The following is a 26024-nucleotide window of genomic DNA, read 5'->3' as shown; positions in this document are numbered from 1 at the left end:
GAAAGGCCGCGCTATGCCGGGGAGTTGCGCAGTAAGATCCTGCTCTCACAGCGGGAGTTCTCGATATGCAACTCAAATGGCTGGATGATCTTCTGGCGATTGGCGAATGGAAAAATTTCTCCCGCGCGGCCGAGGTGCGTTGCGTGACGCAATCGGCCTTGTCCCGGCGTATCCGCTCACTTGAGGAATGGGTGGGGGTCAAGTTGGTGGACCGGGGCACCTACCCCGTCCAGCTCACCCCGGCGGGGGTCACTTTCTGCGATGAAAGCCGAGAGGCCCTCGCCGGATTGCTGAGGTTGCGCTCGACGCTGCGCGACGTGGAACGAATGCCCGGGCGCTCGATCCAGATCACCGCCGGCCACAGCCTGTCGATGACCTTCCTGCCCAAGTGGCTCTCGCAGTTCCAGCCACACAACGAGCAATTCAACGCCCGGGTGGTGGCCGCCAACATCCATGACGCCGTCATTGCCTTGGAGGAAGGCAGTTGCGACTTGATGATGGTCTACCATCACCCGCTTGCCCCCATCCTGCTGGACGCCGAGCGTTTTGGCAGCCTGGTACTCGGCCACGACGCGTTCATCCCCCTGTGTGCACCCAACCGCAAGGGCGAACCGCTGTTCCGCCTGCCCGGCCGCGCCGGCAAGCCGGTGCCCTACCTGGCCTATACGGCAACCACGTTTCTGGGGCGCGTCGCCGACATCGTCATCAACAACGGCCCAGAACCGATCGCGCTGGAACGCTGTTATGAAGCGGACATGGCCATGCTGCTGATGCGCATGGCCATCGAGGGCTACGGCGTGGCCTGGTTGCCGCAGAGCGCGGTGGCCGACGAACTGGAGCGTGGGCTGTTGGTACGGGCCGGTGGAGAGCAATGGAGCACGCAATTGGAGATTCGCTCGTACTGTGCGATTGCCAATCGCAATCCGACGATGCGCAAGTTGTGGAAGACGTTGGAGGGGGCTTCGTTGCATCGGCTGGGCAGCGCATCCTCTACACCTACAGATGCGGACTGATCAACGCCACTCAAGCGCTGTTCGCCAATGGTGGGTGCACACCAATTGACTGTGGGAGCGAGCTTGCTCGCGATGACGGCAGCACATCCATCATCGCCATCAACTGACCCACCGCTATCGCGAGCAAGCTCGCTCCCACAGTGGACTGAGGGTGTACGCAAAATTTGCGTACCCACCAAACCCTGTGGGAGCGGGCTTGCTCGCGAAGGCGTCGGCACGACCAGCAACCTGCAAACTGACACACCGCTTTCGCGAGCAAGCCCGCTCCCACAGAGGGTTTGCAACGAACGCACTACCTGTGAACTCCCCGAAAAAAACTGTGGGAGCGAGCTTGCTCGCGATGACAACAGCACATCCAACATCGCCATCAACTGACCCACCGCTATTGCGAGCAAGCTCACTCCCACAGGGTTACAAGCTGACAGTGCAGGCGACCTTATGAGGTCGCCCACTTCCATTACAACGCCAACACCTGCGCCTGCAATCGCCGCCCGATCACATCCAGCAGATCACACCCATCGCGCAGGGGGATCGCCAGCACTTGGGCGAAATCATGGAGTACCACCGCGTCCGTACTGATGTCGGAACGCATGGCGAGGTTTTCCAGCAACTGCGTAACAGCGGCGATGCGGTAAGCGGCGGTGTCGTGCAGCACGTCCAGCGGCGCTTCCGTGTCGATCAGGAGCGCGTGGAAATTGTTTTCGATACCGGTGATGGGCATGTAGCGGGACATGAGGGGTTACTCCTGCGGGGATGGGAGGTCAGTGGCGGATTGGGATGCCGCTGGCAAAGGGACCGAATCCGGGATCGAGATTCGGATATTTGGCAGGAGATATTCTTGGGTGACGCTAGACGAAAGCCACCTTGGATTAGCTGTGGTTTTCTGAGAGTTGGGGGTGAGCTTTTTCATTGGCTTGTACCTAGGTTATGTAAAGGAACTGCCTTCACCACTTCCACCTGGTGGGTGGCAGCTGTACGCGGGTGTGGAAGACCGAGAACCTAGGACCCGGCGCACCCGAAGGCGCCCCGCGTACAGCCGCCGTAATTTAACAGCAGACCTAGGAAAAGCGTCTGCTTTTTAATTTAGCGGTGCAACGCGCTAGGTTTTCGTGAGGGCTTCCACACCCTCTCGCTGAATTTGCAGCGACGGAGAAAACTTAGCGCACGGGGTGATGGGGTGGATAGTCAGCGGGGAACGACACAGCTTGAGGGAGACTTCCGATGGGAATGTCCGGCGATGGATTCAGAACTTGTTTAATCCTCAACAACAGTACCAACAACAATCCGCTTGCCCATTTTCTCCCCCACCTCCAACGCCTGCCCATCCCGCTGCTTCCCCCGCCGCGCCAACCCCACCAGTCGAGGAATCAACTCCCCCTCCGGCAAGTGCTGCCAGAATCGCCCCGGCATGTGCTGACGTAGCGCCTGGGGATTGATCCGCGCCGGGTTGAAAATGTGTTTGTAATAGGTCCGCCAAAGCTCAGCGCCGGGATCGTCGGCGTGGCGCGCCCAGTGCTGCCATTGCTCGGGGCAACGTCGCTGGTAATCCAGCAACTGTCCATCGAAGCGGATGCCATCGCGCGGCGTTGCGATCAGCCAGCGTTGCTGCCCTAGCCGCTCGGCAAAATGGCCGCTGGCGCTTTCGAGGATGTCATGGGCCGGCTGGTGAAAGGCGACCAGGTCCAATTGCAGTTGCTCGGCCAATGCCTGCGGCAGGGGGATAAAGCGCACGAAAGCATGCAGGTGATGAGCCTCGCGCTGGACCTGCTTGATCCGCCGCTGCAGTTCACTGCCCAGGCGGTCGCCCGCGAGCATGGCTGTGCGGTCACCATGGGCAACGCGCCAAAGCACTTCATACAACAAATTCCAACGCTGTTCGCCTTGGTAACGGCCAGCCTGTTCGAGCTGGGTCAGCAAGGCCGCAGGGACCCGCGTACGGAACGGGCCAGGCCCTTGAGGCAGCGGCGTTGGCATGGCCAAAAGATCGGCCATCGGACCTTGGGCCCAAGTGACATCGCTCGGGTCGATGCCGTGGCCGAGCAACGTTCGAGCCTGATCGCGCCACGTGGAGAAATCATCATCACAATCCAGGGCAATCATCACCAAAGCCCCATCTGCACCGGCCGCTGAGGGTCACGCAACCGCGCCCGCAGCAGGCCGCTACGCACCTGGGCGTCGGCAGGCCGGTAATCGCTGGTGACAATGAACGGTCGCGCCTTCTCCAGCACGCACCGCAACTGCACCAGGTCGTCATAACGCACCCGCCGTTCCCGGCGCAGTGCAACCAGACGCTGCACGCTACGCAGGCCAATCCCCGGAATACGCGCCAGCAATGCGGGTTCGGCGCGGTTGACATCCAGCGGGAACACCTCTCGATTGGCCAGCGCCCACGCCAGCTTGGGGTCGATGTCCAAATCCAGGTTGTGGGCTTCGCTCAGAAGCTCGCCTGCCTTGTAGCCGTAACCGCGCATGAGAAAGTCGGCCTGATAAAGCCGGTGCTCGCGCAGCAACGGAGGCGCCGCCAGGGGCACGCTGGCAGGGCTGTCGGGAATCGGGCTGAACGCTGAATAGTAAACCCGTCGCAAACCGTACCCCTGGTAGAGCGACTCGGCGTTGCTCAGGATGGCGTGATCATCAGTGGCATCCGCCCCTACAATCACCTGCGTGCTCTGCCCGGCCGGGGCGAAACGCGGCGCCCGCGGCTCATCCGCCACTGCCTGTTGCCCCTGGTGGATGGTGCCCATGGCCTGGCGTATGGTCGTCAACTGCTTTTCCGGTGCCAGGCGCTTGAGGCTGATGTCGGAGGACAGCTCGATATTCACGCTCAAGCGATCCGCCAACCGCCCCGCTTCCTCGATCAACAGCGGATCGGCATCGGGAATGGTCTTGAGGTGGATATAGCCACGAAACTGATGCTCCTCCCGCAACAACCGAGCCACCCGTATCAGCTGCTCCATGGTGTAATCGGCCGAGCGAATGATGCCGGAACTCAAAAACAGCCCACTGATGCAATTGCGTCGATAGAAATCCAAGGTCAGCCGGACCACCTCCTCCGGCGTAAAACGCGCCCTCGGCACGTTGCTGGAACGACGGTTGACGCAATACTGGCAGTCGTACAGGCAAAAGTTGGTCAGCAACACCTTCAGCAACGAGACGCAGCGCCCATCCGGCGTATAGCTATGGCAAATGCCCACGCCATCGGTGGCCCCCAGCCCCTCACGGCCTCGAGAGCTACGCTTGGGCGCACCGCTGCTGGCGCAGGAGGCGTCATACTTGGCAGCGTCGGCAAGAATGCCGAGCTTGGCGATAAGCTGCATGAAGTGATCTCGAATACTGGATATAAACACAGTATTTTGAGATGAACCGTAACGCAAGCGCCATTGGTCAATTCAACGCCTGATACCAGTGGCCCAAGTCGCGACATAGGCCCATGCCAACCGGATGGGCTATAATCGGCCAACCAACGCGATTGAGGTCCAGCCCCATGGGCAATGTCAGCCTTGAAACCAAAAAGGCCTATGCCGCCAGGACGCGTAGATCCAACTACGCGGCCAGCCTCCGTCTGGAAGGCTTCAAAACGACCTTCGCGGACGGCGAACGCAAAATGCCAACGCGTGAAGAGGTCTTGAAGGCCTTCACCCAGACCCGAACCTGATGCCTGACAAATATGGAGTCGGTGAGGACGCTTATTGCTATCCCGGCTCCACAGTCCTTCGCAACAAACTCGATATCCGTGACGAACCGACCCTGAGCGAAGCCGAACAACAGCTTTCGGCCATCGCAGCGGACAACGTCGAATTCAGCCCTCCTCCCTATAGCCTGGCCTACCTTCAAAACATTCATCGAACCCTCTTTTCTGACCTGTTTGAGTGGGCCGGAGAGCTGCGCACCGTTGGCATGTCCAAACAAGCCACCCGCTTTTGCCAACCTGAGTACATGGAAAAGGAAGCCAGCAAGGTCTTCACGACCATGGCGGCGGCAAACTGGTTCGAAGGGATGGAGCGGGCAGAGCTGATAATTACCGTGGCAGAGGCCTATTCCGACATCAACGTCGTACACCCCTTCCGCGAAGGCAATGGTCGTGCGCAACGCATTCTGTTTGAACACCTCATCATGAATGCCGGGTTTGAAATCAGTTGGTGGGGGATTGAGAAGGACGAGTGGATTTTTGCCAACATTGCGGCTTACAACTGCGTTATGGAGCCTATGGAGCAGGTGTTTGAGAAGTGTATTGGGCAGGCGATTCAACCCTGACCCTATGACCGCGCCCACGCTCACCGCCTTACGCTTTATCTCGCCAAGTGATACAGTCGCCGTCAATTAACGTCTGCTAAAGCCACTGAACATGTACAGGACGAAATCATTCCCATCCAACAAGGAAGGTCGAGACTTTGTGGTGGGCGACATTCATGGACATTTCAAACTTCTAACAACGGCCTTAGACAAACTAGACTTCGACACTGAACTGGATCGTATTTTTTCCGTGGGAGATCTCATCGATCGCGGCCCCGACTCCATAGATGTATTGAACTGGCTTGAGAAGCCGTGGTTTCATGCGGTGCGTGGCAATCACGAACAGATGCTTATTGACTGTATCTCCGGCCACGGGGATATCCCCAGGCATATCCGAAATGGTGGAGCCTGGCTGTACGAGTTACAACCCACCATCCAGCATGAACTCTTAAAAGCCTTGCAAGAACTTCCATTGATCATTGAAACCGACTTATTAAACGATCAAACAATTGGAATAGTCCATGCCGAAGCCCCTGTCATTAGGAGTAACAATGGCTGGCAGGAAGCCAAAGACGCTATCACCGGAAGATTCGGAGAGCAACGTCAGCGACAAGCCTTGAAAACAGCGCTGTATGCAAGAGAGAAAGTCGAGCAACAAGACCACACTTGCATCAAAGGAATAGACCGGCTCTATGTTGGGCACTCAACAGTACCCGGTGTTATACGCTTGGGCAATGTCGTCTATATCGACACGGGTTGTTCATTTTCTGATGGTGCATTGAGCCTGGTAGACATCCAGACCGAAACCATGATCAGTATAAGCATGAGCCCCGTGAGATAAGGAGCAATAAGAGTCGAGCGTTTTGTAGTCATTGTACAGGCCAGGCCCACTCGACAATGCCCCGCACCAAATGGTGAAGTCGGCACACTATATTGCTCTCCCAACACCTCCTGCCCTTCCCTGATAAACTGTGCCACTCGCCTCGCTGATTCAGATTCCCAATGCCTCTACAAACTGCCCCACTCTCCCGCCGCTTCTCCGTTGCTCCGATGATGGATTGGATGGATTAATCTCCGCACCCACCGCTCTGCGTGCTAAGTGCCGCTTTCCTCATTCTTCTGTAGCAAATTTTTAGCAACCGCAGGTTGGCGTCTTTCAGCCATGCGGCGCCGGAAGAGAATTGTACCGCGATGGGAGGTGTCAGCCTTTTGAGCCTGTAAGATCGGGAATATTCGTGCCCAAAGCTACCCGACACCTCTAAACCTTCCCATTGGTACAAGAGTTGTTACACACCTTGACTTGCATCATTCAATGCATGAGCCGTCTTCTGCCACGATAAGGAGCGTTGGAAGCGAGGCGGGACCGGTCGCGTGCGCTACACTCAATGGGACCCCGATATAGAGGAGCATTCGCTCGCGCTGACTACTTTCGTCAGCCGTTTCTGGCAGAGACAAAATATGATCACAAACTGGGAAGACATCGGCCCTTTTGAAGGCGAAGTATTGATCGTTGAGGATGATCAAACACTACGTGTACTCATGGTTGAAATCTTGGAAGACATCGGAGCTGAAACCGTCGCTTTCGGATCGGCCGATGAGGCCTTGATTTACCTGCTTCAATCTAAGGTTCAGTGTTGCCTTGTAATCGTCGACTACAGTGTTCCTGGGCAAATCAATGGTATGGATTTTATCAAGATGGTTAGGGGAAAATGGCCTTCCATCGGTTCGATACTCACATCAGGACATCCATTTCTTCCTGAATCAGTGCCTAACCCAACCCTGTATTTGCAAAAACCGTGGTCCGTAAACGACTTGGTAGCCTCGATGAAGGATCTACTTCAGCGCACATCCTCCCCTCAGTAGATACCGATTTTTTACCCGTAAATGATGTAGCCGCTCCGCTGGCTGGATCGCAGGAATGGGAACTGAAGTTGAGCAGGCATTCCCATGACGTACCGCTCCACTTGCCAACAGGTCCCTGTCTGGCGTTTAACAGACTACTTACCGTGTGGTCGATGGGATGCATATGGACGTAGCGAAAGGATGCTCAGCGCATGAAGCATGCTCAATGGAGACTTTTATTCAGCTTTGACGGAGCCTTAGCATGGAAGGACGAAGGCGAGACCACCTGCACTTTATGAGTTTTTAAGCCTTGGCGAGCCAATTCGATGTCTTCAAAGATGAATCGAGCCAGCTTTCTTAAGCCTGCTTCGCCTCGAAACTGGTGCCTGATCAGGCCGACAACGGCAAAAGATTCTCCGTCATGACCTGCTACTAAAAGCGAGGCGGTTCCGTCGAAGCTTAAGGTGCATTCTATTGAGCACCCAGGCAGTAGATCCCTCAGTGCTGCCTCGATCTCGACCTTCGACAACCTGTCCATTGCAACACCTCGGAAGTTAAGCTAACAAGCATATTCCAGTGGTGCTTTAAGTAAATAGTGGCCTAATGCCTTTTGAAATTCTCCCCCTTTTTTGTTAGACATATATTAGAAGCAGATGCCAAAAGCGGCCCGGTAGCATCGGAAATTTCCGCGTATTCACACTCTGCAGTCAGCAGACCAAGCTGCAGCATCTCCCGAATTCCGAACAAAATGGTTTCCTGCTCACCGCTCAGCTCATCCGCCTCGTATCGCATATCGGAGGACATTTGCTCCAGTAAAAAACTGATCAGCTGGGCTGTATTTTCGATGTTCATAATGTGGAATAACTTGTGATTTCTACTTCGATTTTTCGTCAAAGCTCCGGTTCCCTGAACCTATCCGAACGGTCATTGGATCGAGCAAGGCTTTGGCCTTCAGATTGGAGAGCGGCAGCGAGAGGACGCAGCCAAATGGGCCGTTTGAGGCTGAGAACGGTCGTACAATGAGCTGGTTTTGGAACGGAACATTAAACGTCAAAGTCTACAGAGCTACGTGACGACGAGGCTGCAACGATGGATGAAGAACGTAGGGGGCAAGCTTTAGCCGCTTGGCATAAAGCGCTTGCCGAGCCTGACATCCGAATGGATGTCGAGAAGCAGTATGAGAAGCTGAGTAGGATGGCTGATGATCTCAAGCAGCAGGGGATTATTGATAAGCACGACTGGCGAAGGTTGATGAGGGAGGCGATCGGCTATTACGCAAACGCTATCGAAAAGATTGATCCAAGGTCGTGACCGACGTCGCTATAGCTCGGCCTTATCGCTCATAAGATATTCATCCGCTGCATCTGTAATCGTTTCTAAAGCAAACACCAACCGACCAGGCCGCTGCTATGCTTTGCTTTTTTCGACGAGGCAGCGCACATGGCAGGGGAATACTCACTCACGGATTTGCTTGAGCGAATGTACGAGAATCAGCTCGCATTGGAGGCGGCGCTTATGGAGTTGGCGCTACAAAGCGAAAAACAAGGATTGAATGACGTTGGGGGTAACGTACGTGGCGCATTATTCGTAATTGGTGAAAACGCCGGTCACATCAAGCAAGGTCTTGCGAAGCTACGAACCAAAGATATTTGATTGAGCACACGCCAATTGTGACGTAATGAAAAAACATGAAATCTTCGGCTAATCTTTTTTCTGCATACCTTCGAAGGGTTCCGGATTTCTTCCCATCGCCCTCAGCCGGCTTGATTTGGATGGGATGATTTCTCGGAAAAAAAGCCGCCTCGGTTGGAGGCTCATGGGACATTGATCATCGACAGCACACCTGCCATAGCTGATCCAGCCTGGTCGTGTAGCTCTGGCTCATCATCTCCCGACGCATGCCCCAGTCAGGATTGACGGGAACGCTGGCTGATCGGAGTGTCCCCCTACCCCATCGCCCGTTGATCTCATCCAACACCGCCATCAGTTTCGTGGCGTCGACTGGCTGGGAGGTAGCAAATAGGTCGTCGGTGTACTCCCCCTGTTGACAGAGATTCATCAACAGCACCTCAGCCTTGCTGTAGTTGAACCCCGCCCGGAAAACCCGGTCGAGTGCGTCCACCGCCGCTTTGGTCAACAACCGCACATCGTCGGTAGGGTACGGCATGTCAACCAGTACACCGTTGGCATACTTCGCCTCTTCCGGATTGAACATGCCGGTGCGGATGCTGACGCGGATCTTCTTGCACAAGGACTTTTGCGTCCTGAGCTTTTCCGAAGCCCGCATCATGTACGTGGCTACCGCCTCCTTGATGGGAGCCAATTCCGTGAGCCGCTTACCAAACATCCGGCTACAACAGATCTCCTGCTTCGGCGGATCCGGCTCGTCAAGCTCCAGGCACGGCGTGCCGGCCAGCTCACGGGCCGTTTTCTCGATCACCACGCTGAACTTCTTGCGAAGCGTCCACGGGTCGGCCTGGGCCAGATCCATGGCTGTCTTGACGCCCATCGCATCCAGATGCAGTTTCATCTTGCGGCCGACGCCCCAGACCTCGGCCACGTCCGTATTGCGTAGCACCCAGTCGCGCTTGAACGGGTCGCAGATGTCGACGACGCCGCCCGTTTGCACCTGAAGTCGCTTGGCGGTGTGATTCGCCAGCTTCGCCAGGGTTTTGGTGTGAGCGATCCCTACCCCAACCGGAATGCCGGTGCAGCGCAGCACATGATTGCGAATCTTGCGACCGAGGGCATCCCGGCCGTCGATGCCGGTCAGATCTGCGAAGGCTTCGTCGATGCTGTAGACCTCGACGGCAGGCACCATTGATTCAATGAGGGTCATCACGCGTTCGCTCATATCACCGTAGAGTGCGTAATTCGACGAGAACGGTACGATGCCGTGTTTCTGCAGCTTGTGCTTGATCTGAAAATACGGCTCGCCCATCTTCACGTAGGGCTTGGCGTCGTAGCTACGGGCGATCACGCAGCCGTCGTTGTTGCTCAGCACAACGATGGGCACGCGGGCCAGGTCCGGGCGGAACACTCTTTCGCAACTAGCGTAGAAGCTGTTGCAATCGATCAGGGCGAAAACGGGCTGGGCTTTAGACATGGCTGCGCACGCTGCAGGTGATGACGCCCCAGATGACCAGCTCGTCGCCCTCGAGCACGTACCTCGGTGGATACTTTGGGTTCTCCGACAGGAGAATCACCTCCTTCCCACGTATGCAAAGGCGCTTGCACACGGGTTCGTTGTTCAGCAGCGCCACGACGATGTGGCCATGTGCAGGTTCCATCGCACGGTCGACGACGGCGAGGTCCCCCTCAAAGATTCCAGCGCCCTGCATGCTCTCCCCGGCGATGGACACCAGGTAGACATGCGGGGCGCGAATATTCAGAACCTCATCCAATGAGATGTGCGCTTCGATGTGGTCCGCTGCCGGAGACGGAAACCCCGCGGGCACTCGAAACGAACAGAGAGGCAGCTTTAACCCACCTTCGGCAATGAGGCCTAAAATCGAAAAGCTCATGACGTACGACTTCCAAAACCTGTACAGATATACAGTTAACGTTGTACAAGTTTTGCGGTCAATTTCTTGTACGAATATTCGGACAAGCGGCTGAGCGGCCCAGGCTGAGGAAGGTCGCCGTCGTACACCGCCTCCCTGCGGCCGGCTTCTGCATTTCGTCGGCTTGCTCTCGCCCAGCGCCAACGGCCTCGATTACTGTATATCCAAACAGTTAAACAAGGTATCGCTCATGGAGCCGTACGACATTGAAGACACAGACCAGTGGCTTGGCTCGCCAACACTCGAAGAAACGCGGGCGCATTACGTGAACATGCTGGAGGGCGAAATGGCCGACCTACGCGTTCTGCTTCGAAACGCACAGAGGAACATCTCAGGCCTGATTGAGATGAACGCACAGCTTTCTGCAGAGAGAGTTGCGCTTGTTCGAGAGGTCCAAAAATACCGGACAGGACAAGGCATTGTGGATGCCGATAGGCTAATCAGTCCCATCGATGGATCACCCGCTGGACTACGCTAACGTTAACCAGGGGACTGAACATGTGCGGACGAATCTCCCAGTACACCGGAATCCATGAGTTCACTCGCGTGCTGAGCATGCCGAACGCCATGGTCAATGCCGTGGGCGATCAGCCCTTGGGACGCTATAACGGCGCACCCTCGAATCAGTTCGCACTCTTCCATCAGGAAGATGACGTTCTACACGCCGACCTGATTCGTTGGGGCTGGAAACCGCATTGGGCAAAAGACAGAACACCGGTGAATGCCAGGGTCGAGAAAGTTGCGCACGGTCCCTACTACAAGTCGATCTGGCCACACCGAGCATTGGCCCCAATCAACAGCTGGTTCGAATGGGTGGATGAAGGAGGGCCAAAGAAGCAGCCCTACCTGATCCGCCGAAAGGACCAAGCGCCGATTTTGTGCGCCGCCATTGGCCAGTACCCTACTGGTGCCAGGGAACCGCTGGAACATGACGGCTTCGTGATTATTACCGCTGACAGCCAGGGAGGCATGGTGGACATCCATGATCGCCGCCCCGTGGCGCTTAGGGCGGAACTGGCGCGGGAATGGATCGACCCCGCCACACCCAAAGAACGCGCCGAACAAATCATTCTTCTACAGGGCGAACCTAGCGAGGCCTTTGAGTGGTTCAGGGTTGACCAGGCCGTGGGAAATACTCGCAATCAGGGGGCGGCCCTGATCCAACCTGTTCCTTTCATCGATCCACAGAAATAGTGTTATTTACACTTTCCGTGTAACACCCTTCCTACAGAACTTATTCCCACACTCAAAGGCTACCGCTCCTAATAGAATCGGGCACCTCAATAAAATTAGAATTCCGTGGAACAACATAGTACGAAATCCTAAGCGCAAGATAGAGTGGGAAAATTCCACTTAAAGTGTAGTTAACAGCTTACGGAATTATACTATTGCATCTCCTCCAGCACTCGACATCTTTGCCCTAGGGGTAAAGGTGTATATACACCTCCACCAACACAGCCGCTCTGCCTATAGGAGGGCTTAAGGTGTATGCCGCCGCCCTATTTAATTATTTTCTTAAAGCATCCATTGACGACCGAGCCGATAAACATTTAGTTTATTAACAGCCCCACCCACCGCCCACAAATACCACGCTTATCAGCGTGGCGAGTTTCTTTGCGAGAAGAAGAAATGAACATAATTATTTTATTGACGACGACTGTTGTATTGCTTATCAGGATCTCTGAGCTGCTGGAACGATGGGGCATTGGTTGCCCTGGTTTCTTTTTTTGATATCAAACCCGGGGAGCTGACAGTCTGGTCCCCTAGACTTTGAGCTGATCAGTCCGGGCGATACAGGAAATGAGCTGCTGCTGAGGAGTGCGCCATCAGAATAGCCCTCCTAGCGCTGCCGGTTCCCAGTTCATGATCACCAGTTCGCCGCTGACCTCGGCCTTGCCCTGACGCTGGTTCGTGTTGCTGTACCGAATGTCCAGCATCTCGAAGTGAAAGCCTTCGAACGCACGCCGGATGTCCGGGTGATCGTTAATGCTGACCATGACCTTGCCCTTGCAACGGCGCATGAAGTCAGCCATCCGCTCGTAGTTCTCGAACGGGAAATCCACGCCATATCCAGCGGTCTGCCAGTACGGCGGGTCCATATAGTGGAACGTATGAGCGCGGTCGTAGCGCTCAGCACAATCAAGCCAGGGGAGGTTTTCGACGTAGGTGCCGGACAGTCGCTGCCACGCGGCCGAGAGGTTCTCCTCGATCCGCAGCAGGTTGATGGCCGGGCCAGTGGTCGCGGTGCCAAACGTCTGCCCGGTGACCTTGCCGGCAAAGGCATGGTGCTGCAGGTAAAAGAACCGGGCGGCGCGCTGGATGTCGGTGAGGGTTTCAGGACGGGTCATTTTCTGCCATTCGAACACCTGGCGGGAGCTGAGCGCCCATTTAAACTGGCGCACGAATTCTTCCAGGTGGTTCTGCACGACGCGATAGAGCGTCACCAGGTCGCCGTTGATATCGTTCAGGACTTCAACTGGTGCAGCCTGGGGTCGCATGAAGTACAGCGCGGCACCGCCGGCAAAGACTTCGACATAGCATTCGTGAGGCGGAAAAAGGGGAATGAGGCGGTCGGCTAGGCGGCGCTTGCCGCCCATCCAAGGGATGATGGGTGAACTCATTGAAAGCAAGACCTTTACTGTATGGATAAACAGGTGCTAGGCTCGCCGCGCTTTGTGCACGGAGCAGGAGCCTTGGCTGGACTTGCAGGGACATTCTGCAGGGACGGCGACCGGATCGGATGTTGGCGCATCCGGCCCGGTCGCTCCTTTTCACTTCGGCGTTGAAACTTCTTTGGCGTAGGCCTGGCAGGCTGCCAGGGCTATCAGCCCCCGGTCGCCGGCATCGGTGATGCCGATAATTCGTTGAGCATGCGCCGGGTCAAGTCGGGCGCGTGTGGCTCCATGAACCACGCCGTCGGCGCTGGTGGCGGCTGGCACAGCACAGCCGTTGATGGTATCGGTGGCGTCGAGTAGGACTGACAGCCGGACATCAGCAGTAGCGAGGCGATCACGCAGGCGATCCTGATCACGTTGGGCATCGGTTAGGGCTCGATAGTGGGTTTGGTCTTTGGCGGCCAGCCGCTGCTCCAGGGCCAGGCGCTTGTCTTGCTCGGTACGCTGCAGCGCGGCCGAGGCCAGGGTTATTTGGTTGAGGGTTTCGGTGTGGAGCCGGGCTTGTTTTTCCAACTGCTGACCGTATCGCCAGCCCTGGACGGTCCAGGCAATGGCCGCCGAAGCGGCGACCAGAGCGAACAGTAGAAGCCCGGCCGCCAGCACGCGGTATTGCAGCGGGATCAGGTCGACGAGACGCATAGCACCGCCCTCGCCCGCTCCCACAGCTGCAGGCGATCCTGCAGGCCGTTGAGCCCGCCGTTGATTTTCCGGGTAATCGTTTCGAACTCATCACGATCAGCCAGCACGTTCAGCTCCCTGACCCACCAGAACCATGCCGCCGACTCGGCCGCCCATTGGGGCAGTTCCAGCAGTTCGGGCGTGCGCAACAGACGCTCGTCACCGAACAGCGCCAAGCTGCAGCGTAGGTAGTTGTGGGCACCGGTAATCTGGATCAGGCCGCGACCGCGATAGCGCTGGCCATCTCCGTCGGGCTCGGGCGTGTTGCCGAGTTTCGACGCCAATGAACCGGTGTCGTATTTGCTGAGGTACTGATCGCCTCCCAGCTCCCGCACGTACTGCAGTTGGCCGGACTCATGCCCAACCTGGGCCAGGAATGCCGCCTGCCGCTTGGGCGTATCGATCTGTCTGTGGGCCATGGCGGCGTTCAGGGCCGATACAAAAACGCCCGCTTGGCGGCGGGCGTTGGGCATGATGCGCTGTAATTGCTGTTCAGTGAGTGGCATGGGGGCTCCAAAAAAAGCCCGCTCAATGGCGGGTTACGGTTGTGTTTGAGGGTGGTGCTTGGCGCGCCTAAAGCTGGACGACCTTGACCGGCTTGGCTTCCTTCTTCTTTTTCTTACCCTTTGCGTTGGCCTTGCCCTTCTTGCCGCCGTTGCACTCGACGGCGGTGGTCCAGCCACTGGGGGTAAACAATTGCTCCACCGCCTCAGCCAGGTATTCACCATCAAGCCCGGGCTTGATGCCCTGGACAATGATCGACCGTTCGGCAAATACATCGGTGCGCCCGGCCATCTCCAAGCGACCCCCTGCGGTGCTGCGATTGAACGCGGCCAGTCGCGCCTTGGCGGCCTGCTCGGCGGCTGATTTGTTGGGGTAGATATGCCGGTCGGTATGGACCGCTGGCAGTCCGTTCGGTAGGTCATCGTTATCCAGCTCGACCACCTTAAGCGCGCCGGATTTTTTGTCCTGGTGCTTGGTGCGTACCGCCTTTTGTGTATTGCGGTCGCCGAGACGGAACTGATAGCGGCTCAGATCCGCACGCCTCAACACCACAGGACTCAGGTTCTTGCCACTGGCGGTCTGGCCGCCTTGCCGTGGCATGACCAACAGCTTGCCGTCGGCCAGCTTGGCCGTGCAGTCATACTGTTTGGCAAGGCGGGTGATGAAGTTGTAATCCGACTCGTTGAGCTGGTCGACGCGGGGCACTTTGGTTTGCACTGGGCATACTGGTTTCCAACTGTTCCGAGCGGCCACATCCCGGACAATCTGCTGCAACGGTACGTTTTCCCAGGACCCGCTGCGCACGGTCTTGCCGCTGCCGCGCATGTCACTGGCTTTGCCCCGAATGATCAGCGTATCCGGAGGCCCGGACACCTCGATTTCATCCACGGTGTACCGCCCTAGGCGAGTAAGGGCCTTATCGGTGTAGCCCAGGTAGACCTCAATACGTGCCCCCCGCGTGGGCAGCGCAACCGCTTGATCACGGTCATCAATGCGCAACTCGAAGTCGTCCGACTCCATGCCGGGCTTGTCCGAGACGCGCAGCTCTAACAGACGATCGTTGATCAGCGTGGTGATGTCCTTGCCGTCCGCGACAATGCGAAAGGTAGGCTTCATTGATAACACTCCTGAAAAAAGAAACCCCGCACAGGGCGGGGTTCATGAGGTGCTACGGTGCCGGTTAATCCCACAGCTGGATATTCTCCAGCGTCTGCGCCGGCAGATCCGGCAGCACGATGATCACTCCAGCGCGAAACGGTTGAGGCTCATCGGCCAGGCCTTGATTGGCGGCAAGCACAGCCTCCACCGTGCCATTCAGATGACCGTAATAGTGATGACAGACGGTGTCCAACAGATCCCCGTCAGACGTTCTGCAGATCGTCGCCATAGCTCACAAACTCCAGTGAAAAGGATTGCTTACGCGGAATGCCACCCGCGAGCAGGTTGCTTTGCTCTTCCTCAATGTTGAGCAGGCACCAGGTGCCGAGCACTTCGCCGTAGCCGGTGGTCAGGTTCACCGGCCGCAGACGTCGCCCGATAGAGCGCAAGATGTCCAGTTGTTTGAGCCCGCCTTTGAAGCCCGGGAAAATCACGCCCTTGAGGCTGAACTTGTCCTCTCCCTGGCCGACCGCCTGCTGGGCTATGCTGCGTGTCAGACGTTCCTGGCCAGCCCAGCGAAACGACGTCTGCCGACGCAGTTCCTCAAAAGCCGCCGTATCCAGGTTGAAGTAGTACGGCTGTGCGTTCGGTTCCAAGGGCTGCATGATCAACAGGTGCGGGAACGGCTTTACCGCCTCGGCCACTGGTGTCAGCTGGGGCGCAAATGAACCCGTGGGCATGATGTTGCTCAGCGATGGGCTGACCTGGCCGGCGATGCGATTAATCGCTGCACCTGCCTTGCCTGCCTGCTCCTTGAGCGAACCCAGCCGCTCTTGGACTTGGCCGGCTGCAGCGACGGCTTGGTTGTACTTCGCCGCCACCTGGCCCACGGTGGACTGCGCGGCGTTGATTGCCCGCATGGTCCGTTGCACCTTGGCGCCGATGGCCGGCCCAATAATGGGCACTCCCTCCAGCTCCGAGGCGGCCCCGGTCATGTCGCTTATTGCACCGTTGAGCGGGCCCAGCATGCCATCGAGACTGGTACGGCCAGCCTCCCCCGCTGCAAGCAGTGATTTGAACACCGATTGCAGTTGCTCCATGTAGGCCATGGCACCTCCTTAAACGTGAGGGGAATCGAACAACTGACTCGACGCTTGGCGGGCGGCCACTTCCCGGGAGAAGGACTCCATTAACTTGCGCAATTGCGGCTCCAACTCCCGCACCAACTGCGCCGGGTCTTTTACATCGCCTTGCACGACGATGGAGACTTGCGGCGCAAAGCTGAAAGCCTGCTCAACTTTTGGTGGCACAGGCGGTGTCGGCTCTACCACCTTCGCGACTTCCGGCGGCTTGGTCGGCGCGTCAGTAGATACCGCAGGCTTGTCGGCCTTTGCGTTCTGAGCTTTGTCATCACTGCCAAACCAGGACTTACCCAAGAAGCCGCCAATGCTCTCGCCACCCAGGCCGCCCAAAGCGGCACCAATTGCTCCCCCGATGGCGGTACCGATGATCGGCACCACCGAACCAATAGCGGCACCGGCAGCACCTCCAGCTAGCGCGCCCGCAAGACCACCAGCCGCGCTGCCGTATCCTTCGGCTTTTTCATCCTGCGTTGTGGCGTTGAGTGCGGTGTCCAGGGCCCCCACTCCCGCATCGAGCACCGATCCACCTGGGACACGCTTGGTAAGACGCGTAACCCCTCTTATCGACTTCACCGCCTGACCGAGTGAACCGCTAGGGACGGCCTCTGCCACGGCAGCCATAGGGAGGGCGGCCACCGCTGCGGCCTTGGGCACGGCGGACACAGCAGACGCTTTAGGCAGGGATGGCATTGCCGGTGCGACCACTGCAGGGGCACTCGGCGCCCGAACCGTCATCCGCCTGCGCGACATAGCCCCCATACCAGCACGACGACCACGGCGACCACGTTGACGCTTGCGTGTAGGGCCTCCGGGATCCGTTCCCGGACCGCTGGAACTGGCCCTGCCGATAGCATCCGCATTGACGACAAAGACTCGCTGCGGCTCGCTGCCAGCCCCTGTACCAGTATCCGGGTTGCCTCCCATGAGTTTGCCGAGCACACCCAAGCCCTTGTCCACCGTTTTGATACCGGTTTTTGGAGCCTTGGCAGCAGCATCACCGAGGGCACCTACGCCTCGCTCCATCGCTCGGCCACGCGAGATGTTGTACAGCCCCTTGCCAATCTTCACCGCGCTGGCAGCCGTCTTGAGCGCCAACAGGCCGGCGGTAATACCAGCGATGCCAAGCACCACCGGTTGCGCGCCATCCGAAAGCTTGGTCAGCCCACGCACAATTGAAGTCAGGCCCTGGGCAACCGCATCGGTCGCCGGGCGGATGGCGTCACCCACGCTGCGCATGCCGTCACTAACCGCCTGGCCCAGCTCGTCCCACATCTGTTTCGACGTTTCGCGCCGCTCGGCCAGGTTCTTATCGAGGATCCCGCCAGAAGACTGCGAATCCTTTTTCAACTGGTCGTACAGCGACTTGTTTTGCGAGTAGGCTGTCAGCGCTGCCTTGACCTGCATGTCGGCGAACAGGTCGCCGGTACGCAGGGATTTCTCCAGCGCATCGAGCGCCGCCTTGGCCTTCTCCGGATCCGTCTCCTTACTGATCTTGGTCTGAGCCTCGGCCATCTTCGCGGCTTTCGCCGGGTCGGTGGCCTGGATGTATTTCATCGCCAGGGCGAAGCTGGATTCCAGGGTCGACATACCCTTCTGAATGCCAGTGTTCAGGGAGGCTTGATAGTCAATACCGGCGTCTTTGTACGCCTTGACCACGTCGCCCGAACCGATTTTCTCCATCCAGTTCTTGAGGTTGTTCGCTGCTTCGTCCGAACCACCGGCCGTTTTCATTTGGACTTGAAGCATCGCGCCCAAGGAGCTGACCGCTTCCATGCCAGTGCTGCCGTTTTTCTCCATGCTCGCCAGCAGTTGAGGAAACCACCGGGCCATGTCGCTGGCCTCGAAGCTCCCCGCCTGCCCTTGGTAGGCGATGGCCTCCAGGGCCTGTTGCATCACCTTGGGGTCAGTGATCTTGGCGTTCTGCTGCAGCGCCATGATCATGCTGGCCGTGTCGACGCCGGACGCGCCTTGGCCGACGGCAAACTTCGCCGCCGTCGGTGCGTAGGCCATGGCCTGTTTGAGGTCCATGCCGGCTCCGACCAGTTGGTTCACCAGGTCCGCCACGTCGTTACGGGCCATGCCCGTATCGCGAGAGGTCTGGATTACGGTCTGGCTAAGCTGTGTTTCTTGCGGCTTATTGACCACATCCGCCTTGATCGCGATGTCGCGGATGATCGCCTGATAATCCGCGCTGACCTTAGTCGGAATCGCAGCCAGGCCGGTTGCGACAACACCTTGACCAATGCTCGACGTGAGCCCTTTCTTGCCGGCATCGAGCTGCTGGTGACCTTTGAGTTGCAGATCGGCGGCTTTGGCTGCACGGCCGAGGCGCTGGTACTCCTGCCCCAGCCTGCCCACCTCCACGCCCTGCTTGCGCAGGGCATCAAGGTTGCCGTTGAGCTTGCGCAACAGGCCATCGGCCGAAGCGGCGCCACTGTCGTGAGCCCGCTTCCATTCATCGCGCAGGCGGATGGTTTCGCCAATGGTGCTCTTGAGCACCTTGGCCTTGTTGCCTTTGTCCTCCAGCTTTTTGATGTGGCCTTCAACCGTGCGGAAGGCAGACGCCATCGTCGAACTAACGGCGCCGCCAATCACCAGCGATAACGCCAGTTTGCTTGCCATCGTCTACCCCTTGTTTCAGTCTGAGAGCCACCAGACCATGTCGGAGAACGGCATGGCGAGAATTTCAGCGGCGGAAAAATTCAGCTCGGTGGCTAGACGCTTAGCCAGTTGCTTCTGCACCTTGGGGTTGAAGTTCATCTTCTCGCACCAGGCGAAAATAGCCGGCCTGTATGCGGTTGAAGTCCTTCAGCGTCAAACCATCCAGATCCTTGGTACCGACTTCGGCCAGGGAGGCGAACAAGTTCAGATCTTGTTGTTCTTCATCATTGGGCGCTGTTTGGCGGGCAATGCGAAGGTCACGCACGGTCGGTGTTCGGAGGCTTAGCGTATCGACACGCACGCCGTTGGCTTCAGATGGCACAGTCAGTTTCACGGTGACGCGGTCAGCGGTCAGGGTCATCCAGCTTGGAATTGCGGTACTGCTCATAGAGGTGTGTCCTTAAACAGAGGAGCCGCCGCCCGGACGACTCGCCAGGCGGGGTATCAAGAAGAGTTAGACGCCCAATGCGGAACGCTGGGCGGCCAGTTGATCAACGCCATTGATGACGCGGCGCATGCCGATGGGGTCGATCTCGTAGACGGTTCGGCCGTCCACTTCGAGCTTGTAGTACGTCAGCCCGATGGAGTGCTTGATCTCGGCCTTGTCGCCCGGTTTCCAGTCGCCCATGTCGACCTCTTTCAGCGTGCCGCGCAGGGTAACGATGACCGGCGTGACTTTGCCTTTGAGCCCTTTGTAGGCCCCTCGGAACGTACCGTTAAACGCCGTGCCGTCGGCCAAGCCGAAGAGCTTCAACGACTCACGGCGTACGCCAGTGGTAGTAAAGTTCGCTTCCTGTTTTTCCATACCCATGTCCAGCTCGACCGGCGCATCCATGCCGCCGCCGCGATGCTCTTCCATCTTGAGCGTGAGCTTGGGGAGCGTCAGGCTCGGCACATCGCCCTGGAAGCTGACGCCGTCAGCGAACAGGTTCAGGTTCGCCAGGGTTTCGGGAATCATTGCCATTGAGGTCGCTCCTTAAGCGGCGGTGTCGAGGACTTCGGTCAGCCATTGGTTGGTGACCTCTACGCGGAAGTTGGGGTTTTCTGCCGGCGGAACGTCGGTGAAGCGGATGTTCCAATACACCTTGCCCTGCTCCAGCTGGCTGGCCGTGTTCAGCTCCGGGTCGGCATACACCTCGAAGTTGATGATTGCGCCTTGGGCTTTCAGGTCGCGCATAAACGCTTGCAGACCTTCGGTCACGTCCTTGATGTAAGTCGCGGTGATGGAACGGTCGACCGCCCATTTGTGGCCGTAGAGGATCGCATCCATGACGATGTCCATCGTCCGTACACGAGTGACGAACGCCCACTTCGGATCGCTCGATAGGGTGCGGTTACCCCACAAGCGGAAACCGTCATCACGGATAATCGTGGTGATGTTGGCGTTGTTGAGCAGGTTGGCCCGGCAGGTTTCGTCACCGTCCAAAAACTCAATCGGCCGCGTGGTGCCAGTGATGCCGACAAATTCCTTGTTCGAAGGCGAAGCCCAGAAGCCGTATTCGCTATCGGTCCAGGCGAACAAGCCCGCCACCCAGGCCGAGCCCGGCGCGTCGACCGTGGCGTCCGCCGTGGTGTCCCAATACTGCACACCTGGATCAACCAGGTACGCCCGCTTGGCGCCGAAGTTCTCGGCGTAGGCCATCACCGCCTCATCGGTGGTGTTTGGACCGTCGAGGATGGCGAGCCCTCGCAACTTGTCGGCCACTGCCACCAGGGCGGTACCGACAGCCTGTGTCGCGCTGTGCTTGGGAGTCACCAACAGCCGCGGCTGCGCGTTGAACCGGCTCTTGCCGTCCAGCAACGCCTGCAGGCCAGTACGCTTGCCGTCAGCCAGAACGCCGCCAATGATTGCCGAGGTCTGTGCAGCCGGATCGGCCAACTGGGCCACACCACAGGCGACGATCACCGCCTTGGCCCGGGTATAAATGGCCTTACAGGCTTTGGTAATCGCCGAGTCGGCACCGAAGGCAGCCACCGCCTCGCGCTCATTGGTGATCACCACCAGGTCATTGGGCTGCGCGCTGTAGGCCGGCGCCGGTACAAAGGTGTCAACGAGTCCAATGATCGAGGACGAAGGCAACGCAATGACACGAGCGCCGGTGTCGACGTTCGTGGTGGTAACGCCGTGAAAGAAGCTCATAGGTTCTCCAGATACGAAAAGACCCCGCAATGCAGGGCCTTGTTGTTGGTGAAGCGGAAAAGAAAACGCCCCGTGAGTGCGGGGCGTTTATTGGGTTTGTTCGGCGATCCAAGGCGGCGCTACAGGTCGATACTCAGCGCTCGGAAAGTCTCCCGTTTGGGGCCAATCCCGAAGCGCCTGGCGATAGGTGAGCAGTTCGGCAAATTGCTCTGATGTGAGGGTCGGGGGATGCCCTAAATCCTGTTCATCACGATGGCGAGTGACCAGCCATTCAGTCCCTTGCAACTCGACGTTGCGCCATACCCGCTCAGCATCAAACTGCTCAGGCGTTGGGCCTGCTTGCGGCGGGGTGAACGTACCATTTTCTGCAATCCATCCTAACCCGACTTCCGAGGGGCAGGATTGCCAAATCAGATCAGGATGAAAGCGATCTGCAGGATCGATGTCGGTGATTTCTGCCACCGTTTCACTTTCAATTCTTGCCCAATACATTCGATTGCCCTTAATAAGTGATAAAGACACAGCCATCGGCACCCGCCTGCGAACGAATGCCGACACGGCCCCCACCGCCCATTCCGGGTTGCGTCAACTGAGTGGTGTCCACGGCTGCGGAAATGCTTTCTCCACCACCTCCAGCGCCACCGTTCGCACCAGTGCCTGCGGAATTACGTACAGGTGGATTGCCAGAGCCGAGCATGCCGTTGAAGTCTCCACCGGAGCCGTAACCCCCCCCAGCGCCTCCAGAAACCAAGCCCCCCGCGCCACCTGTTGCCGAGCAATGAGGACCGAATGAAGAAGTGCCACCCGGATTACCAGAGGTGTTGCCAACGGTTACGTATGCCCCTCCCGCCCCGACGGTGACCGTAATTATAGAACCCGGCGTTACAGGCACGAGCCGCGTGCTGAATCCACCCGCACCACCTCCGCCGGCCCCAGTCTCCTGTGATCCAAAAGCTCCACTACCTCCACCACCGCGTACCTCAACGAAGACCTTCCAAACATTTGCCGGAACCGTCCACTGATATACGCCCGCAGTTTTGTATAAGACCTTTGCGCGATATGGCAAATGGGTGGTTTGGCCCAGCTCACTCCAATACGGCTGTGTTCCTATTGCAGTCTTGTGTCCGATATAAACCCGCGTCGGACCGTTCGCCGTGTTGTTGATGATCGCCAGAAACGTCTTGTACCCGGCGGTGATGTACCCACCGCCGACAAGCACAGTCATTGAAGTGCCGCCTTGCGTGCCAGTATCTGGCGGCCCACCTACAGACGCATTCGGGTGTTCCAGCGTAAACGCTCGGTAGAGGCCCGGCTTGATGTCAGCCGAAAAGTCCGCGATTAGCGGGGCTTTCGCAGCATCCGTTCCAAGCCCGAACACATCCAGGATTGAACGCACCCCGCTGTTAAAAGCGGAGGACACTGCGTTCGGTATTGCACCGTTTTCGGCGTACCAGGTGATGCCGGCACCGGTCGATAAAGTGATGGTGTCTAACGTCTTGAGCACGAGCTGATTCGCGGCGATGCCCGCTACATAATCGGTGCCCTGCAGAATGATTGTCGCGGTTCCGGTCGACACGTTCACCAGCGTGATGGTGCCACCGTTGAAACCGGTACTCGCCTTCGGCAAGGTGATATTGACCGGGTTCGCGGAGTTGATAATGAAAGACTTCCCGAAAGCATCGGACGTCAGCACAGTGCTGACGTCTAGACCACCAACGCTTGAGTGGTTGCCTAGGGCCCGCTGTACAAACGCAGTATTCGCGAGCAACTGGCTGCTGTTATTCAGCGGCGCAGTTGGGGCCGTTGGGCTTCCCAGAAAGGTCGGGGAATTGATGGTTGCAAACCCCTGGGTGATGTTCTGAAAAGTCAGCGACGTGGTGCCCAGAACAATTGCCCCGTCCGTTACCAACTGCCAGCGAGTGTCGGCCAGCGTAGCGCCTTGCTCGACGGACAAGATCATTGCCGAGGTGACTTCAGCACTGCTATCAGCATCCGGCGCACGCTGCCAAGCCGCTACGCCGACGATGTAGATGCCGTTGTCTTTAGAGGCTGCTTGGTTCTTTACCAACACCCGGTCGCCAGCGAGCAGGCTTACACCGTCGATGGTCTGAAGCCCAGTCAACGCGATATTGGCCGTAGTCGCTGCTCGCACTGACTGCTTGCTGTCGAGCTTGTACAGTTCTTCAAGAATTCGCCGCTCGACGTACTCCCTTGTTGCCAACACCACTGACGGGTCAATCTTCAGCGTGATGTTGCCTGTGCTACTGACAATGAAGTTCATCCGCACGACCTGGGTCCGGCCAGAGCCCTGCGACATGATGGGCTTAAAACTCGGTGGGCAATTCGCGACTGCCACCAGATCCCCGTCAGCGTCGTACAGACCGATTTCACGAATCCAGTATCCACCCTCATCGGCCGGAATCACTTGCTCGGCGACAATCACCGCCGGATTGACTGGGTCAATAAAAAGCTGATTCAGCGGTCGCCGACGCCATTCGTTGATCAACGACGTTTGGGCCGCACTTGGAACCGGGTCGGTGCCGTTGGCGTCGCCTACGCCCATATCGGTAAGTTTCCACGGAACGCCGAGGGCATCGGCATTCGCCTGTTTCGCCGCTCCAACGTTCGTGAGAATCGCGAAAAATTGCGAGGTCTGATCAATCATTAGTAAACGTCCAAGGTGTCTATGGTGTGTTCGCGCCCTACCACGCCGATGGATCCGTTGACTTCAATGTCACGCATGATCGGCGGGTACACGTCGATTTCGTCGCCCTCATACAGGGCAACACCGATGTTCAATTTCCCTCGGGTTTCGAGGCTGATCGCCAGTCCGGTCATGTGGCGACTGACCGGCCGGGCGTCATCGATCAGCCACGTCAGTTCCTGATAGGTCTCTTCGCTGATGCCTTCATCGGAAACACCGATCTTCAAGGCAAACGTTCCTGGCACGCCCTTGGGCTCGGTCTGGAACCACTCGACTACCTCGATCAGATAGCCGAACGGCTCTACCACCCGGCGCAAGGCGCCGATGGTGCCTTTATGGGCATGGACGTAGAACGAAGAGCGGATGACCGAACGCTTGACCTCTTCGGGCCACGCCTCGTCCCAGCGGTCCACGGACCAGGCCCAAGCCAGTTGATAGAGCAGATGCGCCGGGCAGGTGTCCGGGTTGTATAAGGTTCGAAGCGGTATCTCAGTTGTTTCGTCGATAGCCGCCTCAATGGCCCGTTCGAGCTGGGTGCTGTTGAGGGGAAGCAGACTTTTCATTTGCCACCCCGCTTTATGGTGAACCCCGTGCACCACGCCGCCTGGGCCTTGGTTGGACGGATGTCTACCCATCCAGGAATCTCGACTCGGGCCACGCCGCTGACATGGACCTGTGCATCAATCGCCGAACGGGCCACCTCAACGCCTAAGCGACGCCGAGGGTTAATCCAGGCCTGCAAGCGTGCATTGCACTCGGCAAGCGCTGCCTCGTTTTCCGGGCCAGTACCGGCCATGTACACCACGGCATCGATTCGATAGGGCAGGATCTGGGCGCCCTGCACCGTCAGCCGATCAGCAACAGGCCGCCGATCTTCATCGTTGAGGTAAGTGTCCACTTCGGCCAACAACTCGGGGCTGGCGGTACCATCGCCTTCCAGGGACAGTACCGTCACGACCACCTCGGCCGGAGCCCGACTTTCGGCCGTGGCATCTGCTACCAGGCCCGACGCGTTACGGGCATGCAGGATGTAACTGTTCCGTGGTCCAGCAGTGGTCAGCCCTTCGTACCTCAGCTGGATACGCTCGCGCAGTGCGTCGTAGCTTTCCAGCACCTCCGACACTGGCGGCACGGCGGTCAAGTCCTCAGCCTGAATGACCAGGCGCTCAAGGTTCACGTTGGCGGCCAACTGCACCAGGTCAGCACCCGTGGCATGAGCCAGGAACAGCGCCTTGGCCGCGTCGTTGACCCTGGCCCGGTTCTGCATGCGCCGATAGGCCCCCAACTCCAGCAGCTTGGTTACCGGATCGCTTTCAAGGAAAGCGGTCCAGTTGTCGCCCATGTATTCGCGAAACGTTGCCAGCTCGCCCTGATACAACTCTTCAAAGTCCAGACTCTCCAGCACCTGTGGCGCCGGCAACGCCGAAAGGTCGATAGTGCTCATGCGTTCACCTCCAGCACCACGCCATCGCCAATATGTGAGCCCGTCAGTTGCAAGGAGATTTGTCCATCCACCACTGCAATGACCCGGACACGCTCAAGTTTTAAACGGGGCTCCCAACGCCCGAGGGCGCGAGCGACCTCGGCCTGTACCGCGCTTTTCCAGCCCTCGTTAACTGGCAGGTCGACATAGCGACGCAGTTGGCTGCCGTACTCTGGGCGCATGCGGCGGCTGCCGACAGGCGTGCTCAGAATGTCCTCAATGGACTGCCGCAAATGCGCCTGGCCGGACAGCGGCTGCCCCGTGCGACGGTCCACTCCGATCATGGAA

Annotated in this window: 31 protein-coding genes; 9 read left to right on the top strand and 22 right to left on the bottom strand. The window is 58.0% G+C overall.

What is annotated here, in order from left to right; translation table 11 throughout:
• The first annotated feature begins 65 nt into the window (after positions 1 to 65).
• Complete coding sequence (locus AC3A5O_RS15680) at positions 66 to 1013, top strand: LysR substrate-binding domain-containing protein (RefSeq protein ID WP_305483133.1); 948 nt, start codon at positions 66 to 68, stop codon at positions 1011 to 1013.
• 457 nt (positions 1014 to 1470) lie between these two features.
• Here AC3A5O_RS15680 and AC3A5O_RS15675 read toward each other — a convergent pair whose 3' ends face one another.
• From AC3A5O_RS15675 to AC3A5O_RS15665, 3 genes are all read right to left on the bottom strand, one after another.
• Positions 1471 to 1746 (bottom strand): hypothetical protein, encoded by a 276-nt coding sequence (locus tag AC3A5O_RS15675; RefSeq protein ID WP_103308880.1) that lies wholly within the window; start codon positions 1744 to 1746, stop codon positions 1471 to 1473.
• Positions 1747 to 2267: 521 nt separating this feature from the next.
• Positions 2268 to 3113: a TIGR03915 family putative DNA repair protein gene (locus AC3A5O_RS15670; protein WP_305470387.1), complete on the bottom strand. Its 846-nt coding sequence runs from the start codon at positions 3111 to 3113 to the stop codon at positions 2268 to 2270.
• Positions 3113 to 4330 carry a putative DNA modification/repair radical SAM protein gene (locus AC3A5O_RS15665; protein WP_487753421.1) on the bottom strand — a complete coding sequence of 406 codons (1218 nt, stop codon included), beginning with the start codon at positions 4328 to 4330 and terminating at the stop codon, positions 3113 to 3115. The genes AC3A5O_RS15670 and AC3A5O_RS15665 overlap by 1 nt, the downstream gene beginning before the upstream one ends.
• A gap of 167 nt (positions 4331 to 4497) precedes the next feature.
• On the opposite strand from AC3A5O_RS15665, the gene AC3A5O_RS15660 reads away from it, so the two are divergent.
• From AC3A5O_RS15660 to AC3A5O_RS15645, 4 genes are all read left to right on the top strand, one after another.
• Positions 4498 to 4668, top strand: coding sequence for a YhfG family protein (locus tag AC3A5O_RS15660; RefSeq protein WP_003199786.1), 171 nt, complete (start codon positions 4498 to 4500; stop codon positions 4666 to 4668).
• Positions 4668 to 5267 carry a putative adenosine monophosphate-protein transferase Fic gene (locus AC3A5O_RS15655; RefSeq protein WP_487753420.1) on the top strand — a complete coding sequence of 200 codons (600 nt, stop codon included), beginning with the start codon at positions 4668 to 4670 and terminating at the stop codon, positions 5265 to 5267. The genes AC3A5O_RS15660 and AC3A5O_RS15655 overlap by 1 nt, the downstream gene beginning before the upstream one ends.
• Positions 5268 to 5358: 91 nt before the next feature.
• The gene (locus AC3A5O_RS15650) at positions 5359 to 6087 is read left to right on the top strand and encodes a metallophosphoesterase (protein ID WP_305470384.1); all 729 of its coding nucleotides are present in this window, start codon (positions 5359 to 5361) and stop codon (positions 6085 to 6087) included.
• Between the two features lie 530 nt (positions 6088 to 6617).
• Positions 6618 to 7109: a response regulator gene (locus AC3A5O_RS15645; RefSeq protein ID WP_487753419.1), complete on the top strand. Its 492-nt coding sequence runs from the start codon at positions 6618 to 6620 to the stop codon at positions 7107 to 7109.
• A gap of 202 nt (positions 7110 to 7311) precedes the next feature.
• Here AC3A5O_RS15645 and AC3A5O_RS15640 read toward each other — a convergent pair whose 3' ends face one another.
• A complete protein-coding gene (locus tag AC3A5O_RS15640) occupies positions 7312 to 7626 on the bottom strand; it encodes a hypothetical protein (RefSeq protein ID WP_487753418.1) in 315 nt (104 codons plus the stop codon).
• Between the two features lie 62 nt (positions 7627 to 7688).
• On the bottom strand, positions 7689 to 7940 hold the full coding sequence (locus tag AC3A5O_RS15635) for a hypothetical protein (protein WP_487753417.1): 252 nt from the start codon (positions 7938 to 7940) through the stop codon (positions 7689 to 7691).
• 237 nt (positions 7941 to 8177) lie between these two features.
• Between AC3A5O_RS15635 and AC3A5O_RS15630 the strand changes: the two genes are divergently transcribed.
• The gene (locus AC3A5O_RS15630; protein ID WP_487753416.1) at positions 8178 to 8399 is read left to right on the top strand and encodes a hypothetical protein; all 222 of its coding nucleotides are present in this window, start codon (positions 8178 to 8180) and stop codon (positions 8397 to 8399) included.
• Positions 8400 to 8528: 129 nt separating this feature from the next.
• Entirely contained in the window at positions 8529 to 8741 is a 213-nt protein-coding gene (locus tag AC3A5O_RS15625) for a hypothetical protein (RefSeq protein ID WP_487753415.1), read from the top strand.
• Positions 8742 to 8916: 175 nt separating this feature from the next.
• On the opposite strand, the gene umuC is transcribed toward AC3A5O_RS15625, so the two are convergent.
• Positions 8917 to 10194, bottom strand: coding sequence for a translesion error-prone DNA polymerase V subunit UmuC (umuC, locus tag AC3A5O_RS15620; RefSeq protein ID WP_487753414.1), 1278 nt, complete (start codon positions 10192 to 10194; stop codon positions 8917 to 8919).
• A complete protein-coding gene (locus AC3A5O_RS15615) occupies positions 10187 to 10612 on the bottom strand; it encodes a LexA family protein (protein ID WP_134923571.1) in 426 nt (141 codons plus the stop codon). The genes umuC and AC3A5O_RS15615 overlap by 8 nt, the downstream gene beginning before the upstream one ends.
• Before the next feature lie 229 nt (positions 10613 to 10841).
• Here AC3A5O_RS15615 and AC3A5O_RS15610 point away from each other — a divergent pair, with 229 nt between their 5' ends.
• Together AC3A5O_RS15610 and AC3A5O_RS15605 are read left to right on the top strand one after the other, a co-directional pair.
• Positions 10842 to 11129, top strand: a complete 288-nt coding sequence (locus AC3A5O_RS15610) for a hypothetical protein (RefSeq protein ID WP_487753413.1) — start codon at positions 10842 to 10844, stop codon at positions 11127 to 11129.
• 20 nt (positions 11130 to 11149) lie between these two features.
• A complete protein-coding gene (locus AC3A5O_RS15605; RefSeq protein WP_487753412.1) occupies positions 11150 to 11845 on the top strand; it encodes an SOS response-associated peptidase family protein in 696 nt (231 codons plus the stop codon).
• 632 nt (positions 11846 to 12477) lie between these two features.
• On the opposite strand, the gene AC3A5O_RS15600 is transcribed toward AC3A5O_RS15605, so the two are convergent.
• From AC3A5O_RS15600 to AC3A5O_RS15530, 15 genes are all read right to left on the bottom strand, one after another.
• Positions 12478 to 13272 (bottom strand): DNA adenine methylase, encoded by a 795-nt coding sequence (locus tag AC3A5O_RS15600; RefSeq protein WP_134923569.1) that lies wholly within the window; start codon positions 13270 to 13272, stop codon positions 12478 to 12480.
• A 150-nt stretch (positions 13273 to 13422) separates the two neighbouring features.
• Positions 13423 to 13965, bottom strand: coding sequence for a lysis system i-spanin subunit Rz (locus AC3A5O_RS15595; protein WP_487753411.1), 543 nt, complete (start codon positions 13963 to 13965; stop codon positions 13423 to 13425).
• Entirely contained in the window at positions 13947 to 14510 is a 564-nt protein-coding gene (locus AC3A5O_RS15590) for a glycoside hydrolase family 19 protein (RefSeq protein ID WP_487753410.1), read from the bottom strand. The genes AC3A5O_RS15595 and AC3A5O_RS15590 overlap by 19 nt, the downstream gene beginning before the upstream one ends.
• A gap of 67 nt (positions 14511 to 14577) precedes the next feature.
• Positions 14578 to 15624: a phage late control D family protein gene (locus tag AC3A5O_RS15585; protein ID WP_487753409.1), complete on the bottom strand. Its 1047-nt coding sequence runs from the start codon at positions 15622 to 15624 to the stop codon at positions 14578 to 14580.
• A 64-nt stretch (positions 15625 to 15688) separates the two neighbouring features.
• The gene (locus AC3A5O_RS15580; RefSeq protein ID WP_487753408.1) at positions 15689 to 15895 is read right to left on the bottom strand and encodes a tail protein X; all 207 of its coding nucleotides are present in this window, start codon (positions 15893 to 15895) and stop codon (positions 15689 to 15691) included.
• Complete coding sequence (locus AC3A5O_RS15575) at positions 15870 to 16715, bottom strand: phage tail protein (protein ID WP_487753407.1); 846 nt, start codon at positions 16713 to 16715, stop codon at positions 15870 to 15872. Before AC3A5O_RS15575 ends, AC3A5O_RS15580 begins: the two co-directional genes overlap by 26 nt.
• A gap of 9 nt (positions 16716 to 16724) precedes the next feature.
• On the bottom strand, positions 16725 to 19370 hold the full coding sequence (locus tag AC3A5O_RS15570) for a phage tail tape measure protein (protein WP_487753406.1): 2646 nt from the start codon (positions 19368 to 19370) through the stop codon (positions 16725 to 16727).
• Positions 19371 to 19470: 100 nt separating this feature from the next.
• Entirely contained in the window at positions 19471 to 19797 is a 327-nt protein-coding gene (locus AC3A5O_RS15565) for a phage tail assembly protein (RefSeq protein WP_487753405.1), read from the bottom strand.
• A gap of 66 nt (positions 19798 to 19863) precedes the next feature.
• Positions 19864 to 20373, bottom strand: a complete 510-nt coding sequence (locus AC3A5O_RS15560; protein WP_487753404.1) for a phage major tail tube protein — start codon at positions 20371 to 20373, stop codon at positions 19864 to 19866.
• Positions 20374 to 20385: 12 nt separating this feature from the next.
• On the bottom strand, positions 20386 to 21549 hold the full coding sequence (locus AC3A5O_RS15555) for a phage tail sheath subtilisin-like domain-containing protein (protein ID WP_414880605.1): 1164 nt from the start codon (positions 21547 to 21549) through the stop codon (positions 20386 to 20388).
• A gap of 87 nt (positions 21550 to 21636) precedes the next feature.
• Positions 21637 to 22077, bottom strand: a complete 441-nt coding sequence (locus tag AC3A5O_RS15550) for a phage tail assembly chaperone (protein WP_460104733.1) — start codon at positions 22075 to 22077, stop codon at positions 21637 to 21639.
• Positions 22052 to 24214 (bottom strand): phage tail protein, encoded by a 2163-nt coding sequence (locus AC3A5O_RS15545; RefSeq protein ID WP_487753403.1) that lies wholly within the window; start codon positions 24212 to 24214, stop codon positions 22052 to 22054. The genes AC3A5O_RS15550 and AC3A5O_RS15545 overlap by 26 nt, the downstream gene beginning before the upstream one ends.
• A complete protein-coding gene (locus tag AC3A5O_RS15540; RefSeq protein ID WP_487753402.1) occupies positions 24214 to 24816 on the bottom strand; it encodes a phage tail protein I in 603 nt (200 codons plus the stop codon). Before AC3A5O_RS15540 ends, AC3A5O_RS15545 begins: the two co-directional genes overlap by 1 nt.
• Positions 24813 to 25697, bottom strand: a complete 885-nt coding sequence (locus AC3A5O_RS15535; protein WP_487753401.1) for a baseplate assembly protein — start codon at positions 25695 to 25697, stop codon at positions 24813 to 24815. The genes AC3A5O_RS15540 and AC3A5O_RS15535 overlap by 4 nt, the downstream gene beginning before the upstream one ends.
• The gene (locus AC3A5O_RS15530; protein ID WP_487753400.1) at positions 25694 to 26020 is read right to left on the bottom strand and encodes a GPW/gp25 family protein; all 327 of its coding nucleotides are present in this window, start codon (positions 26018 to 26020) and stop codon (positions 25694 to 25696) included. The genes AC3A5O_RS15535 and AC3A5O_RS15530 overlap by 4 nt, the downstream gene beginning before the upstream one ends.
• Positions 26021 to 26024: the final 4 nt, after the last annotated feature.

This window comes from Pseudomonas sp. Soil_N_39 (assembly GCF_057655955.1).
This window is presented reverse-complemented; position numbering and strand designations above follow the sequence as displayed.

Excerpts from the sequence above, each read along its gene's own strand:
- AC3A5O_RS15680 (WP_305483133.1), top strand. The coding sequence starts at position 66 with ATGCAACTCAAATGGCTGGATGATCTTCTGGCGATTGGCGAATGGAAA.
- AC3A5O_RS15675 (WP_103308880.1), bottom strand. The coding sequence starts at position 1,746 with ATGTCCCGCTACATGCCCATCACCGGTATCGAAAACAATTTCCACGCG.
- AC3A5O_RS15670 (WP_305470387.1), bottom strand. The coding sequence starts at position 3,113 with ATGATTGCCCTGGATTGTGATGATGATTTCTCCACGTGGCGCGATCAG.
- AC3A5O_RS15665 (WP_487753421.1), bottom strand. The coding sequence starts at position 4,330 with ATGCAGCTTATCGCCAAGCTCGGCATTCTTGCCGACGCTGCCAAGTAT.
- AC3A5O_RS15660 (WP_003199786.1), top strand. The coding sequence starts at position 4,498 with ATGGGCAATGTCAGCCTTGAAACCAAAAAGGCCTATGCCGCCAGGACG.
- AC3A5O_RS15655 (WP_487753420.1), top strand. The coding sequence starts at position 4,668 with ATGCCTGACAAATATGGAGTCGGTGAGGACGCTTATTGCTATCCCGGC.
- AC3A5O_RS15650 (WP_305470384.1), top strand. The coding sequence starts at position 5,359 with ATGTACAGGACGAAATCATTCCCATCCAACAAGGAAGGTCGAGACTTT.
- AC3A5O_RS15640 (WP_487753418.1), bottom strand. The coding sequence starts at position 7,626 with ATGGACAGGTTGTCGAAGGTCGAGATCGAGGCAGCACTGAGGGATCTA.
- AC3A5O_RS15635 (WP_487753417.1), bottom strand. The coding sequence starts at position 7,940 with ATGAACATCGAAAATACAGCCCAGCTGATCAGTTTTTTACTGGAGCAA.
- AC3A5O_RS15630 (WP_487753416.1), top strand. The coding sequence starts at position 8,178 with ATGGATGAAGAACGTAGGGGGCAAGCTTTAGCCGCTTGGCATAAAGCG.
- AC3A5O_RS15625 (WP_487753415.1), top strand. The coding sequence starts at position 8,529 with ATGGCAGGGGAATACTCACTCACGGATTTGCTTGAGCGAATGTACGAG.
- umuC (WP_487753414.1), bottom strand. The coding sequence starts at position 10,194 with ATGTCTAAAGCCCAGCCCGTTTTCGCCCTGATCGATTGCAACAGCTTC.
- AC3A5O_RS15615 (WP_134923571.1), bottom strand. The coding sequence starts at position 10,612 with ATGAGCTTTTCGATTTTAGGCCTCATTGCCGAAGGTGGGTTAAAGCTG.
- AC3A5O_RS15610 (WP_487753413.1), top strand. The coding sequence starts at position 10,842 with ATGGAGCCGTACGACATTGAAGACACAGACCAGTGGCTTGGCTCGCCA.
- AC3A5O_RS15605 (WP_487753412.1), top strand. The coding sequence starts at position 11,150 with ATGTGCGGACGAATCTCCCAGTACACCGGAATCCATGAGTTCACTCGC.
- AC3A5O_RS15600 (WP_134923569.1), bottom strand. The coding sequence starts at position 13,272 with ATGAGTTCACCCATCATCCCTTGGATGGGCGGCAAGCGCCGCCTAGCC.
- AC3A5O_RS15595 (WP_487753411.1), bottom strand. The coding sequence starts at position 13,965 with ATGCGTCTCGTCGACCTGATCCCGCTGCAATACCGCGTGCTGGCGGCC.
- AC3A5O_RS15590 (WP_487753410.1), bottom strand. The coding sequence starts at position 14,510 with ATGCCACTCACTGAACAGCAATTACAGCGCATCATGCCCAACGCCCGC.
- AC3A5O_RS15585 (WP_487753409.1), bottom strand. The coding sequence starts at position 15,624 with ATGAAGCCTACCTTTCGCATTGTCGCGGACGGCAAGGACATCACCACG.
- AC3A5O_RS15580 (WP_487753408.1), bottom strand. The coding sequence starts at position 15,895 with ATGGCGACGATCTGCAGAACGTCTGACGGGGATCTGTTGGACACCGTC.
- AC3A5O_RS15575 (WP_487753407.1), bottom strand. The coding sequence starts at position 16,715 with ATGGCCTACATGGAGCAACTGCAATCGGTGTTCAAATCACTGCTTGCA.
- AC3A5O_RS15570 (WP_487753406.1), bottom strand. The coding sequence starts at position 19,370 with ATGGCAAGCAAACTGGCGTTATCGCTGGTGATTGGCGGCGCCGTTAGT.
- AC3A5O_RS15565 (WP_487753405.1), bottom strand. The coding sequence starts at position 19,797 with ATGAGCAGTACCGCAATTCCAAGCTGGATGACCCTGACCGCTGACCGC.
- AC3A5O_RS15560 (WP_487753404.1), bottom strand. The coding sequence starts at position 20,373 with ATGGCAATGATTCCCGAAACCCTGGCGAACCTGAACCTGTTCGCTGAC.
- AC3A5O_RS15555 (WP_414880605.1), bottom strand. The coding sequence starts at position 21,549 with ATGAGCTTCTTTCACGGCGTTACCACCACGAACGTCGACACCGGCGCT.
- AC3A5O_RS15550 (WP_460104733.1), bottom strand. The coding sequence starts at position 22,077 with ATGGCTGTGTCTTTATCACTTATTAAGGGCAATCGAATGTATTGGGCA.
- AC3A5O_RS15545 (WP_487753403.1), bottom strand. The coding sequence starts at position 24,214 with ATGATTGATCAGACCTCGCAATTTTTCGCGATTCTCACGAACGTTGGA.
- AC3A5O_RS15540 (WP_487753402.1), bottom strand. The coding sequence starts at position 24,816 with ATGAAAAGTCTGCTTCCCCTCAACAGCACCCAGCTCGAACGGGCCATT.
- AC3A5O_RS15535 (WP_487753401.1), bottom strand. The coding sequence starts at position 25,697 with ATGAGCACTATCGACCTTTCGGCGTTGCCGGCGCCACAGGTGCTGGAG.
- AC3A5O_RS15530 (WP_487753400.1), bottom strand. The coding sequence starts at position 26,020 with ATGATCGGAGTGGACCGTCGCACGGGGCAGCCGCTGTCCGGCCAGGCG.